Below are 12958 nucleotides of genomic sequence, written 5' to 3'. Positions count from 1 at the left end.
AGAGGCGGCGGCAAACCGACGGTTAGCCGGCCAGCGCCTTTTGCAGTGCGCGCAGCACCGGCACCGGGCCGATCACTTCCAGCGCATGGGCATGGACCCGGACGTTCACGTTGTGCGCCCGGTTGCGCCAGGTCGGCCGCGCGGTTTTTACGTAACGCAGCAGGCCAGGTGCGGACTTGCCCCGTGCGTAGCCGAGCGAATCGAGGGTGGCGTCGAGGGTGCTGGCCATGTGACAGGCGTCGAAGCGGGTGCTGACTTCCAGGCGCCCCGGGGCATGCGCGCACAGGGGCAGGACCAGGCCGGCCAGTACCGGCAGCACGATGTAGGCCAGGGGCGCAGTGGGGGCGAGCAGGTGCATGGCGACGACCAGCAGCGGCATGCCGATGGCCAGCGTCAGGCCATAGGCCGTGAGCGGGGAGAGCGTGCGCAGCAGGCCGGGGCGGCGCGGCGCGGGCATGACTTCCGAAAACATTACGCTTTTCATGTTGTTTCCTCCATGGTGCGAACGCCGGATGGCGACGGCACTGCCTGCCATTGTCTGCCCCGTATATGGTCCCGGATTGAGCTGACTCAAGGACGGGGACGTTCAAAAGCAAACGTCCGCCCCCGGTAGCTACTCAAAGCATGAGGTGGCGGCGCGGGCATTCCGTCGCGCCGCGTCGACAACCATTGCCAATGGAAACGATATGAACAAGACCCCTCTGGTGTTCGCCGCCTTGCTGGCGGGCGCCGTGTGCGCCGCTCCCCAGGCCGCGGCGCAGACCATCGCGCGCAGTACGCCTGTTGCCGTCATCGGCGACGGCGCCGGCGCCGGCGGCTTCAATGCATGGTTCGGCGACGGTTTCACGGCCGCCGAATCCGGCCGCGCCTTTACCGAGCTGTTCACCTTCAGCGTCAGCGGGCTGCCTTTCGATGCGGCAGCCTCGGTAACGTCCTCGTTCCTGAATTCGCCGCTGGGCAAGGACCTCGACATCGTCGCCTTCAGCCTGTACCGCTACGATCCGGCCACCCTGGCGGTCATCGGCCCGGTCGTGGCCGGCATTGACGGGACCGGCTTCGGCGACGAGGCCCCGGACTCCTGGTCGCTGGCGGCCTACGACTTGCCGACCGGGGCCTACGCGGTGCGGGTCGACGGGCGGGTGCTGGGCAGCGGCGGCGGCAGCTTCGGCGCCGACCTGGCGGTGTCGCCCGTGCCCGAAGCGCCGGCCTTTGCGCTGCTGCTGACGGGGCTGGCGGCGGGGGCGCTGGCGCGCCGGCGCGGGCCGCGGCGCGCCATGGAAAAACCGCCCTGCGGGTAAACCCGGAGGGCGGTCCTGGAGCGCTGGCGTGCCGGCTGCCGGCGCGGCCGGCTCAGCGCCAGGGCTCAGCGTCGGCGATACAGGCGGAAGCGCTCGTCGCGGTCCGAGGCGCGGCGGCCTTCCCACAGCAGCGTGGCGCCGCTCGTGGCCCAGCGGCGCGCCAGGGCGCGCTTTGCCCTGGCCTTGTTGTTGGCCTCGTTGTCCGCCTCGTCGCCGGATTGGTCGTCCGCCTTGTCGCGCGTCTTGACGCTGTCCTGCAGCAGCACGTAATCGCATTGCCCGCCTTCGACGCCGGCAAACGGCAGGCGGCCGAAGTAGGCGAACGAGGCACGCTGGGCCGAGCCGACGTTCGTGTCGATGCAGTTGGCGCCGGGCGGCAGCTTGGCGGCAATCGCCTGGGCCACGCCGGCGTAGCTGCGGCGGTAGTTCAGGTCCGGCAGGAACAGCGTCATCAGGAGCACCCACAACAGGATCAGGCCGCTCGACGACAGCACCACGGCGCGCCACAGCACTGCCGGCTGGCGCGACACGCGCCAGCGCACCAGCAGGATCCAGCCAATTGTCACGCTGGCCGCCACCAGAAAGGAGACGATGCCGAATTCGGGCTTGAAGCCTGGCACCAGCTTGAGCGCGTTATGCGCCAGCTTGGCCGGCCAGCCGCTCAGCTTGGCGATCCAGAACAGCCAGATCAGGGCGGCGAGGGTGGTCAGCGCCATCACCGAGAACCAGTCGATGGCGTTGATGGCGCCGCGCTTCATGGTCGGCAAGCCGAAGGCGGCCATCAGGGCCAGCAGCGGCAGCAGCTTGAGCAGGTCGCCGTTTTCCGGCGTCGGGTCGCACAGGATCACCACGGTCAGGGCGCCGAGGAAGGTCAGGGGCAGCACGATGTGCAGCATGTTCTGCTGGCGGCGCCAGGCCCAGATGGCCCAGCCGGCAAACGGCCAGGCCGGCCAGAAGAACCAGACGCCCACGCGGAAGAAGGCGCTGATCGAGGCCCAGTTCGGCAGGCTCAGTTCGGACGCGTTCCAGGCCAGCCAGTCCGGAATCGGCGACTGGCTGTAAGGCTGGACGATGCTTGCCGGCAGGATCCACACCAGGCTCAGCAGCAGGGCCACGCCGGCGGCCAGCGCCAGGTGGCGCAGCGAGGTGGCCGGCGGCAGGCGGAAGAAGCGGGTGCCGAGGAACAGCGCGGCCAGCAGCGCAACCGGCGACAGCGGGCCGCGGCTCAGGACCAGGGCGCCCAGCGCCAGGCCGACCAGTACGGCATTGCGCACGCTGGCGCCCTCGATGTAGCGTACCGCGCGGTACAGGAAATAGGCGATCAGCGAGCCCTGCAGGGTGACGGACAGGGTTTCGTGGCTGAGCAGCAGCAGGCCGAGCGAGCCCAGGTAGACCAGTACCGCGGTATCGGCCAAGGTGCGGCCGTAGTCGTCGGGCTCGGGCTGGCCGCCGAAGGCCAGGCGCAGCGGCTGGGCTTCGGGACGGCGCCCCAGGTGGAAGGCCGTGTACCAGAGCGACATGGTGCCGAGGACAAAGATGCCGATGTTCGAGACGCGCGCGGCCAGCACGTCGCCCAGCAGCCAGCCGAACAGCTTGATGCAGATGGCGCCCAGCCAGAAGGCGAGCGGGCCTTCGTCGTTGACGGCCAGGCCGGCGATATTCGGGTACAGCCAGTCGTGCAGGCCGCCGCGCGCCATCGTCCACATGATGCCGAAGCTGCCGGCGTCATCCTTCCACGGGTCGCGGCCGATCAGGCCCGGCAGGATATACAGCATGCCGAGCGCAAACAGCGCCCAGCGCGGCAGGGCCAGCGTGGCGGCGGCGGGGAGACGGACTGGTTTCATCGATCAATCTGTTGCGAAATGAATGTCGCGCTAGTATAGCGGCATTGGAAAAGACGAAAAAAAAGAAGCCGGAAACCGGCTTCTTCTCGTATTCCGCGCAGCGCTCCAGGGAACGCTCCGAAGATTGTATTGCTCTGTTGCTTAGCCGTTCGCGACCGCAGTCTTCGAACCGACCGAGCCGAACTTCTGGCGGAACTTCTCGACGCGGCCAGCGGTGTCGACGATCTTGTGCTTACCGGTGTAGAACGGGTGCGATTCAGCGGACACCTCGATCTTGATCAGCGGGTATTCCTTGCCTTCGTGGGTCATCGTTTCGCGGGTAGCGATGGTCGAACGGGTCACGAATTTGAAGTCGCACGACACGTCGTGGAACAGGACTTCGCGGTAATCTGGATGGATATCGGTCTTCATGGTTTTGCCTTGGTTTAGTTTGGTAGCCAAACAGCACTTCGTCGGTCTCGCTGCTTCTTGACCCGATTGCCGCTCACTTGCCAGGGGTGGAAATACTGAACCCACGATTATAGAACGGTCCTGTAGTCGAGGCAAGCGCGGGGCGGGAGTGGCGGCGCTGCAGCTACGGATTTGTGGCCGAGGTGCCAACCGTACGGTCGCTACGGATCGTGGTGCTGAATACGCCGCGTGGTTTCCAATAAAAAAAGGCGGCCGAAGCCGCCTTTCATGATGTTTTTGGCAGGTATTAACCGCCGCGGCGCATCATGTCGAAGAATTCCACGTTGGTCTTCGTCGCACGCATCTTGTCGAGGATGAACTCCATCGCTTCGATCTCGTCCATCGAGTACAGCAGCTTGCGCAGGATCCAGATCTTCTGCAGCTGGTCCGGCTTGATCAGCAGTTCCTCGCGGCGGGTGCCCGACTTGTTCAGGTTGATTGCCGGATACACACGCTTCTCGGCCAGGCGGCGCTCGAGGTGGACTTCCATGTTGCCGGTGCCCTTGAATTCCTCGTAGATCACGTCGTCCATGCGCGAGCCGGTTTCGATCAGCGCGGTGGCGACAATGGTCAGCGAGCCGCCTTCCTCGACGTTACGTGCGGCGCCGAAGAAACGCTTCGGACGCTGCAGCGCGTTCGCATCCACACCGCCGGTCAGGACCTTGCCCGATGCCGGGATCACGGTGTTGTAGGCGCGCGCCAGGCGGGTGATCGAGTCCAGCAGGATCACGACGTCCTTCTTCATTTCGACCAGGCGCTTGGCTTTTTCCAGCACCATCTCGGCAACCTGCACGTGGCGGGTGGCCGGTTCGTCGAAGGTCGAGGCGACGACTTCGCCGCGCACCGAGCGCTGCATTTCCGTGACTTCTTCAGGACGTTCGTCGATCAGCAGGACGATCAGGGTCACGTCCGGGTGGTTCGCGGTGATCGCGTGGGCGATGTGCTGCAGCAGCACCGATTTACCCGACTTTGGCGAGGCCACCAGCAGGCCGCGCTGGCCCTTGCCGATCGGCGCGATCAGGTCGACGATACGGCCGGTGATGTTCTCGGCGCCGTTCATGTCGCGCTCGAGGCGCAGCGGCTCGTTCGGGTGCAGCGGCGTCAGGTTTTCAAACAGGATGCGGTGCTTCGAGGCTTCCGGCGATTCGCCGTTGACCTTGTCCACCTTTACCAGGGCAAAGTAGCGCTCGCCGTCTTTCGGGGTGCGCACTTCGCCTTCGATCGAGTCACCCGTATGCAGGTTGAAGCGGCGGATCTGCGACGGCGAGATGTAGATGTCGTCGGTCGAGGCCATGTAGCTCGCATCGGGCGAACGCAGGAAGCCGAAGCCGTCGGGCAGGACTTCGAGTGCGCCGTCGCCGAAGATCTGCTCGCCTTGCTTGGCGCGCTTCTTCAGGATGGCGAACATCAGTTCTTGTTTGCGCAGGCGCGCTGCGTTGTCGATGTCGAGGCTGATTGCCATCTCCAGAAGGGCGGAGACGTGCATTGCCTTCAGTTCAGATAAGTGCATGTTATGTGGGTGTCCCGTGACGGGAAAGTAAAGGTAGGGGAGGGGACTACGTGGGTCAATGTAGGGTCGCGGCCGGAATCGGCGGGCTACCCATCTGGATTAATGGCGGCAGTGCGGGCGCGCTGCCGCCGCTCAACTAGACGCTCGATGAAACCTTGCGTGAGCGCTCGATCAGATGTTGCTGTCGATGAAAGCCGTCAGCTGGCCCTTGGCCATGGCGCCGACTTTCTGTGCGGCCGGCTCGCCGTTCTTGAACAGGATCAGGGTCGGGATGCCACGGATACCGAACTGGGCCGGCACGGCCTGGTTGGCGTCGACGTCCATCTTTGCGATCGTGATCTTGTCGCCGTATTCTTTCGCGACTTCTTCGAGGATCGGGGCGATCATCTTGCACGGACCGCACCACTCGGCCCAGAAATCGACCAGGACCGGACGCTCGGATTTGATCACGTCGGTTTCGAAAGAAGCATCGCTGATGTGTTTAATGTTTTCGCTCATGTTTTCCTCAAATAGAGGTAAGGATCAATGTACGCCTGGAGACTGTGCCGATTCCTCGGCAATTCATCCGGCTTCCGTTTATTTATAAAACTGGTTGCAACACAATGGTGGAGACAATGTGCGCAAACTCAATATTGGAAGGGCGTCAAGAGGACGTCAGGCGGGGGATTTAGGCCGAATAATACCGCATTTTCCCAAAAAGTGTTCGGACGTTTGTACAAATCTTAACACGTGACGGCCGAGCGCAATTGCTCCAGTCCGATAGGCTTGCGGAAGGTGCCTGCAACGCGCAGGCCAAGCACCCGCGCCAGCTCGCCGGCGGCATCGCGCACCCCCGCATCCATGCCCGAGAGCAGGATCACGCGGCCATTGAAACCGCGCGCGGCGGCGGCCTGCAGGAACTCGATGCCGTCCATGTCGGGCAGGGCCAGGTCGCAGATCAGGGTATCGGGACTACGTTCTTCCAGTGTGGACAGGGCGCGGCGGGTACTAGCCTCGGCAAACACTTCACGCACGCCCACCTGTCCCAGCATGTCGGTGAGCACTTCCAGCATGAAGCAGTCATCGTCGAGCACCAGCACGCGCGGCGGCTGGACTGGGCTGGCTACGGTGTCACCGTTCATACGACTGGTTCCGGAAGAATATTGACTGGAAGGGAATTATGGTCGAGAAGCGGCATGCGTGGGACATGCCGCCCGAAAAAATCCTTCCAGGCGTCGCGTTCAGCCCACGCTGCCCGTGAACTGGTACAGGTTGCCTGGATGCCACATCGTGACGATGGATGCCACGCGCCCGCCCGACGTGGTCTTGCGCTTGAGCACCAGGCACGGGCTTTTCGCCTCGATCGCCAGCAGCTCGGCCACGTCGCGCGGCGCAGCCAGCGACTCGATGGCCCAGGTGGCGCCCTGCAGCGGCGCGACCGCCACCAGGTGCTCGTTGGGCGTGATGGCATTGAAGTCCTGGGCCAGGTAGTCCGGCGCGCAGGCCGGGTTCACCCAGCGGTCTTCGAGCTGGATCGGCACCTCGTTCTCGAAGTGGACGATCAGCGAGTGGTACAGGGGAGCGTCCGGCGCCAGGCCGAACTGCAGCGCCAGCGCCTCGCCCGCCGGCGCAGACGCCAGCAGGTGCAGGCTGCTGCGGTGGCGGTGGCCGCGCGCGCGCACTTCGTCGGCGATATTCCGGATCTCGACCAGGGTAGCCTGGTATTTTTGCGGCGCCACATAGGTGCCCGAACCCTGGCGCCGGGTGAGCACCTGCTCGGCGGTGAGTTCGCGCACGGCGCGGTTGACCGTCATGCGCGAGACCCCGAACTGGCGCACCAGCGCCTGCTCCGAGGGCACGAGCTCGCCCTCTTTCCAGCGGCCCGACGCGATCTCGCCGACCAGGTAATCCTTGATGCGCTGGAAAATGGGGGTACTCGCTTGCACGCTCTGTTCGTTCAAACTGCTCTCCGGTGGGGCGATAATGATGGCTGCCGACAGCCGCGATTCTAGCATCGCAATTCGAAAGCAAGAGCCGGAGTGCGCGCGTGTGGAGCAGGCGCCACGATAGGGACATTCAGCCTGGCAGGAGCCGCCATGAAGACCGACACCATTCTGTATGACTATGCCAGCGACGCAGCGCGCTGGGACGCCGTGCAGCGCCGCGAGCGCGCCGCCGACGGCGCCTTCTATTACTCGGTGCGCACGACCGGCGTGTATTGCCGGCCCTCTTGCGGCGCACGGCCGGCGCGGCGCGAGAACGTCGCCTTCCACCCTACATGCGAGGCGGCCGAGCGCGCGGGCTTCCGGTCCTGCCTGCGCTGCCGTCCTGACCTGCCGCCGCTGGCCGAGCGCCAGGCGCAACTGGTGGCCGCGGCCTGCCGCCTGATCGAATCGGGCGAAGAAGAACCCAGCCTGGGCGCGCTCGCAGCCAGCGCCGGCATGAGCCGCTTCCACTTTCACCGCGTGTTCAAGGCGCAGGCCGGGGTGACGCCGAAAGCCTATGCGGCCGCGGTGCGGGCGGCGCGCGTGCGTGCAGGCCTGGCCCACGGCGCCCCGGTCACCGATGCGCTGTATGCGGCCGGCTTCAACTCCAGTTCGCGCTTTTATGCGGGAGCCGATGCGATGCTGGGCATGGCGCCGGCGCGCTTTCGCAGCGGCGGCGCGGGCGAGGAGATCCGCTTCGCGGTGGCGCAGTGTTCACTCGGCGCGATCCTGGTCGCCAGCACCGGGCAGGGCATCTGCGCAATCCTGATGGGCGACGATCCCGAGGTCCTGGTGCACGACCTGCAGGACCGCTTTCCAAAGGCGCGGCTGGTCGGCGCCGATGCGGAGTTCGAGCGCACCGTGGCGCTGGTGGTGGGCTTCGTGGAAGCGCCGCGCCTGGGCCTGGACTTGCCGCTCGACGTGCGCGGCACCGCCTTCCAGCAGCGCGTGTGGGATGCGCTGCGCGCGATTCCGGCCGGGGCGACGGTGAGTTATACCGAGCTGGCGCAGCGCATCGGGTCGCCCGCCGCGGCGCGTGCGGTAGCCGGGGCCTGCGCCGCGAATCCGGTGGCGGTGGCGATTCCCTGCCATCGGGTGGTGCGCAACGATGGCGGCTTGTCGGGCTATCGCTGGGGCATCGAGCGGAAACGCGCCTTGATCGAGCGCGAGAAGAACGACGCCTGATCGTTACGGCTTATTCGGCACGCATTTTTCTCATTATTTGCGCGCCGCCGCTTCCTGCGCCAGCGTCTTTTCCAGGCGCTGGCGGCCGTCGTCGGCATAGCGGCGGGAGGCGTCGCGGTCGATGAAGGCGGTGCTGCCTTCGTTGGCCTGGCGCGCGTGGCGCTCGAACAGCCCGCCGGCCTCGGGGTGGGCCGAGACCAGGATGTCGCAGGGCAGGGCCGCCACGCGCGCGATCGAGCGCTCGATGTCGGCCTTCGCCTCCGGATAGCGCGCGTCGCCACTGTAGCGGAAGCCGTGCAGGCCGAAGGCGTTCAGGCTGTCGGCATACACCATCTGCATGGCGCCGGCGAGCTCCTGCGCGGTCCAGGTCCAGCTGATGCCGCCCCGGGTATGGCCCGGCGTGTAGTTGGCCTTCACGGCCAGCGGGCCGACGCTGACGATCTCGCCGTCGCGCACCGTCTTCACGTTCTCCACCGGCTCCATGTCGGGCAGGGCGCCGAACTGCGGGTCGCCCCGATCCGGCTTGCCGCTTTCCAGCACCGGCTGCGCCGCAGGGCTGGTCAGGACGGTCGCGCCGCTCAGGCGCTGCAGCTGGGCCACGCCGCCGGCATGGTCGACGTGCGCGTGCGACACCAGGATGTATTTGATATCTTCCGGCTTGAAGCCCAGCCTGCGCACGTGCTCGATGATGGTTTGCGCCGACTTCGGCGTGCCGCCGTCGATCAGGATATGGCCCTTGGACGAGGTGATCAGCACCGAGGCCACGCCCTGCGGGCCGACGTAATAACTGCCGCCGTAGATCGGGAAGGGGTCTTGCGGCGCGTCCCAGTCGGCGGCCAGGGCGCCGTGGGGGCAGGCGAACGTCAGGGAAAGGCTGAGGATGAGTCGTTTGGCGGACATGTCGTGCTTCGTGGTTGAGGTCGGTTCCGCGCATGATACGAAATATGGGCGGATGGCGGCTGACGCCAGTGCCAAAGAAGCGGCGATTCGCTACACTCATGTTTTGCATTTATTTAATAAAACGGAGAATCCATGCGCCCCACCCTGAAGCAGTGTTCCATGTTCGTGTTTGCCGCAGTCGCCGCCATGTCGGTACAGGCGCAAACGGTGATCGAGAACGCCAACGGATACACGCTCAATAATCAGGGTGAACTGGTGCAGTTCACGGCGCTCGCCTTTGATGCCCAGGGCAAGATCGTCGCCGTCGGCAGCGCCGCCGACGTATCTGCCAAGGCGCCGGGCGCGCGCCGCGTCGACATGGGCGGCAAGACCCTGCTGCCGGGCCTGATCGACGCCCACGGCCACGTGTTCGGCCTGGGCCAGATGCTGACCCAGCTCGACCTCTCGCAAACCACCTCGCTCGAAGGCGCGCTGAAGGCGATTGCCGACTATTCGCGCGCAAACGCCGGCCAGGGCTGGCTGCGCGGACGCGGCTGGAACCAGGAGAACTGGAAGCTGGGCCGCTTCCCGACCGCGGCGGATGTCGACACCGTGGTCAGCGACCGCCCGGTCTGGTTCGAGCGCGTCGACGGCCATGCCGGCTGGGCCAACAGCCGCGCGCTGGCGGCGGCCGGCATCACCGATAAAACGCCGGACCCGGCGGGCGGCAAGATCATGCGCGACGCGAACGGCAAGGCCACCGGCGTGCTGGTCGATGCGGCGCAGGAGCTGGTAACGAAGGTGCTGCCGGCCCAGACCGAAGCCGAAGGCCGCGTCGTGCTGGATCGCGCACTCGGCGCACTGGCCAAGGTTGGCGTCACCAGCACCCACGACGCCGGCCTGGGTGTGGCGGAAGACCGCCTGTACCGCGCCTATGCCGACCAGGGCAAGCTGACCGCGCGCATCTACGGCATGATCGGCGGCACCGAAGGCGACTTCGACGCGCTGGCCAAGAACGGTCCCCTGAAAACCTACGGCAACGACATGTACGCGCTGCGCGCCGTGAAACTGTATTCCGACGGTGCGCTGGGCAGCCGTGGCGCCGCCCTCATCAAACCCTACAGCGACGAGCCGCATTCGCACGGCCTGCTGTTTTATAAGACCGCGCAGATGGACGCCATGATGAAAAAGGCGATGGCGCGCGGCTACCAGGTGAACGTGCACGCCATCGGCGACGCCGGCAACCACCAGATCCTCGACATCTACCAGAAGGAACTGGCGGCGACCAAGAGCGCGGCCCAGCGCCACCGCATCGAGCATGCCCAGGTCGTCACGCAAGCCGACATCGTGCGCTTCAAGACGCTTGGCATCATCCCGTCGATGCAGCCAACCCACGCCACCTCGGACAAGAACATGGCGGAAACCCGCGTCGGCCACGAGCGCATCAAGGGTGCGTACGCCTGGCGCAGCTTCCTGCACCAGGGTTCGCGGATTGCCTGCGGGTCGGACTTCCCGGTGGAATCGCCTAATCCGTTCTTTGGCATCCACGCCGCGGTGACGCGCCAGGACGCTTCCGGCCAGCCAATTGCCGGCTGGTATCCGAACCAGGCGATGTCGCTGAAGGAAGCCTTCCGCTGCTTCACGCTTGACGCAGCCTATGCGGGCCACGCGGAAAACAGCTTAGGCTCGCTGGAGCCGGGCAAGTGGGCCGACTTCATCGTGGTGGACCAGGACTTGTTCAAGATGCCGACCTATGACATCTACAAGACGGGCGTGCTGCAGACCTGGGTGGCAGGTAAACAGGTGTACCAAAAATAACGGCGGCCGCAACCGTACGGTGGGCACTCCGTGCCCACGCGGAACGGTGAGCATTGTTGGCAGTTCAAACGAAATATTGTTGACGCCACATTCAATTGCAAACCAATTGCAAACGTTAGCGAGCGATGTTTCGAAGCAGCAGACTGCGGATCAGCCCGTAACCGCGTGGGCACGGAGTGCCCACCGTACGGTTGAGGTTCCAGGCCAAAGCAAAGCAAAATGAATTGACGCTGTTGTATAGACAACCTAGACTCTGAGCATATCCTCAACCCAGGAGCTGCCATGACCCAAGCATTGCCCCGTATCGATACCGATACCGATACCGATCCGCGCTTCGACCCGAGCCGCAGCATCCGCGCCCCGCGCGGTACCGAGCTCAGCTGCAAGAGCTGGCTCACCGAAGCCGCCTACCGCATGCTGCAAAACAATCTCGACGCCGAGGTAGCCGAGGACCCGCAGCGCCTGGTGGTCTACGGCGGCATCGGCCGCGCCGCGCGCAACTGGGAATGCTACGACCAGATCCTCGCCTCCCTGCGCGAGCTCGAAGACGACCAGACCCTCCTCATCCAGTCCGGCAAGCCGGTCGGCGTATTCCAGACCCACGAAAACGCCCCGCGCGTGCTGCTGGCCAATTCGAACCTGGTGCCGAAGTGGGGCAACTGGGAGCATTTCAACGAGCTCGACCGCAAAGGCCTGTTCATGTACGGCCAGATGACGGCCGGCAGCTGGATCTACATCGGCACCCAGGGCATCGTGCAGGGCACCTACGAAACCTTCGCCGAAGCCGGGCGCCAGCATTTCAGTGGCGACTGGGGCGGACGCTGGATCCTCACCGCCGGCCTGGGCGGCATGGGCGGCGCGCAGCCGCTGGCCGCCACCTTTGCCGGCGCCGTGTCGCTGACGGTGGAATGCCAGCAAACCAGCATCGACTTCCGCCTGCGTACCCGCTACCTCGACAAGCAGGCAGCGGACATCGACCACGCCATCGCCCTGATCAAGGAACATACCGGGAAGCGCGAAGCGGTCTCGATCGGCCTGCTCGGCAACGCCGCCGACGTGCTGCCGGAACTGGTGCGCCGCGCGCGCGAAGGCGGCCTGGTGCCGGACCTCGTGACCGACCAGACCTCGGCCCACGACCTGATCAACGGCTACCTGCCGAGCGGCTGGACGGTCGAGGAATGGAAGGCGGCGCAGCGCGACCCGGCCCAGCACGCGCGCCTGCAGGCCGCCGCCGCTGCATCCTGCGCCAAGCACGTGCAAGCCATCCTCGACTTCAAGGCGCTCGGCGCGTATGCGGTCGACTACGGCAACAACATCCGGCAAGTGGCAAAGGACGAAGGCCTCGAGAACGCCTTCGACTTCCCCGGCTTCGTGCCGGCCTATATCCGCCCGCAGTTCTGCGAAGGACGCGGCCCCTTCCGCTGGGTGGCGCTGTCCGGCGACCCGGAAGACATCCATAAAACCGACGCCAAGATCAAGGAGCTGTTCCCGCACCATGCGCAGGTGCACCGCTGGCTCGACATGGCGCGCGAACGCATCGCCTTCCAGGGCCTGCCGGCGCGCATCTGCTGGCTGGGTCTGGGCGAGCGCCACCTGGCCGGCCTGGCGTTCAACGAGATGGTGCGCACGGGCGAACTGAAGGCGCCGATCGTCATCGGCCGCGACCACCTGGACACCGGCTCGGTCGCCAGCCCGAACCGCGAAACCGAGAGCATGCGCGACGGTACCGATGCCGTGTCGGACTGGCCGCTGCTGAACGCCATGCTGAACACGGCCGGCGGCGCCACCTGGGTCTCGCTGCATCATGGCGGCGGCGTCGGCATGGGCTATTCGCAGCACTCGGGCGTGGTGATCGTTGCCGACGGCACCGAGGCTGCCGCAAAACGCCTGGCGCGCGTGCTGGTGAACGACAGCGGCTCGGGCGTGATGCGCCATGCCGACGCCGGCTACGAATCCGCCATCGACACGGCCAAGCGCCAGGGCCTGAATCTCCCGATGATCAAGTAAAAG

Annotated in this window: 12 protein-coding genes; 4 read left to right on the top strand and 8 right to left on the bottom strand. The window is 65.7% G+C overall.

Annotated elements, in window-relative coordinates; genetic code table 11:
• Nucleotides 1–22: 22 nt before the first annotated feature.
• Complete coding sequence (locus tag QWL29_RS19380) at nucleotides 23–484, bottom strand: hypothetical protein (protein ID WP_305824518.1); 462 nt, start codon at nucleotides 482–484, stop codon at nucleotides 23–25.
• Between the two features lie 202 nt (nucleotides 485–686).
• Here QWL29_RS19380 and QWL29_RS19375 point away from each other — a divergent pair, with 202 nt between their 5' ends.
• Complete coding sequence (locus QWL29_RS19375) at nucleotides 687–1298, top strand: FxDxF family PEP-CTERM protein (RefSeq protein ID WP_305824517.1); 612 nt, start codon at nucleotides 687–689, stop codon at nucleotides 1296–1298.
• A gap of 65 nt (nucleotides 1299–1363) precedes the next feature.
• Here QWL29_RS19375 and QWL29_RS19370 read toward each other — a convergent pair whose 3' ends face one another.
• The 6 genes from QWL29_RS19370 to hutC all read right to left on the bottom strand — a co-directional run bounded on the left by QWL29_RS19370 (nucleotide 1364) and on the right by hutC (nucleotide 7027).
• Entirely contained in the window at nucleotides 1364–3142 is a 1779-nt protein-coding gene (locus tag QWL29_RS19370; RefSeq protein WP_305824516.1) for an ArnT family glycosyltransferase, read from the bottom strand.
• Between the two features lie 141 nt (nucleotides 3143–3283).
• The gene (locus tag QWL29_RS19365) at nucleotides 3284–3553 is read right to left on the bottom strand and encodes a type B 50S ribosomal protein L31 (RefSeq protein WP_305824515.1); all 270 of its coding nucleotides are present in this window, start codon (nucleotides 3551–3553) and stop codon (nucleotides 3284–3286) included.
• A 286-nt stretch (nucleotides 3554–3839) separates the two neighbouring features.
• Nucleotides 3840–5102, bottom strand: coding sequence for a transcription termination factor Rho (rho, locus tag QWL29_RS19360; RefSeq protein WP_305824514.1), 1263 nt, complete (start codon nucleotides 5100–5102; stop codon nucleotides 3840–3842).
• A gap of 171 nt (nucleotides 5103–5273) precedes the next feature.
• Nucleotides 5274–5600 carry a thioredoxin TrxA gene (gene trxA / locus QWL29_RS19355; protein WP_305824513.1) on the bottom strand — a complete coding sequence of 109 codons (327 nt, stop codon included), beginning with the start codon at nucleotides 5598–5600 and terminating at the stop codon, nucleotides 5274–5276.
• Between the two features lie 224 nt (nucleotides 5601–5824).
• The gene (locus tag QWL29_RS19350) at nucleotides 5825–6223 is read right to left on the bottom strand and encodes a response regulator (protein ID WP_305824512.1); all 399 of its coding nucleotides are present in this window, start codon (nucleotides 6221–6223) and stop codon (nucleotides 5825–5827) included.
• Nucleotides 6224–6322: 99 nt separating this feature from the next.
• Entirely contained in the window at nucleotides 6323–7027 is a 705-nt protein-coding gene (gene hutC, locus QWL29_RS19345) for a histidine utilization transcriptional repressor HutC (RefSeq protein WP_370663720.1), read from the bottom strand.
• Nucleotides 7028–7177: 150 nt separating this feature from the next.
• On the opposite strand from hutC, the gene ada reads away from it, so the two are divergent.
• Nucleotides 7178–8251: a bifunctional DNA-binding transcriptional regulator/O6-methylguanine-DNA methyltransferase Ada gene (ada, locus tag QWL29_RS19340; RefSeq protein WP_305824510.1), complete on the top strand. Its 1074-nt coding sequence runs from the start codon at nucleotides 7178–7180 to the stop codon at nucleotides 8249–8251.
• Nucleotides 8252–8284: 33 nt separating this feature from the next.
• On the opposite strand, the gene bla is transcribed toward ada, so the two are convergent.
• On the bottom strand, nucleotides 8285–9151 hold the full coding sequence (gene bla / locus QWL29_RS19335; RefSeq protein WP_305824509.1) for a subclass B3 metallo-beta-lactamase: 867 nt from the start codon (nucleotides 9149–9151) through the stop codon (nucleotides 8285–8287).
• Nucleotides 9152–9283: 132 nt separating this feature from the next.
• On the opposite strand from bla, the gene QWL29_RS19330 reads away from it, so the two are divergent.
• Together QWL29_RS19330 and hutU are read left to right on the top strand one after the other, a co-directional pair.
• The gene (locus tag QWL29_RS19330; RefSeq protein ID WP_305824508.1) at nucleotides 9284–10948 is read left to right on the top strand and encodes an amidohydrolase; all 1665 of its coding nucleotides are present in this window, start codon (nucleotides 9284–9286) and stop codon (nucleotides 10946–10948) included.
• Nucleotides 10949–11230: 282 nt separating this feature from the next.
• Nucleotides 11231–12955: a urocanate hydratase gene (hutU, locus tag QWL29_RS19325; RefSeq protein WP_305824507.1), complete on the top strand. Its 1725-nt coding sequence runs from the start codon at nucleotides 11231–11233 to the stop codon at nucleotides 12953–12955.
• The last annotated feature ends 3 nt before the right edge of the window (nucleotides 12956–12958 follow it).

It is taken from the genome of Massilia brevitalea (assembly GCF_030711405.1).
In the GTDB taxonomy this organism is placed as follows: Bacteria; Pseudomonadota; Gammaproteobacteria; order Burkholderiales; family Burkholderiaceae_D; genus Telluria; species Telluria brevitalea.
The sequence above is the reverse complement of the archived record's forward strand: the minus strand, read 5'-3'. Positions and strand labels throughout refer to the sequence as shown.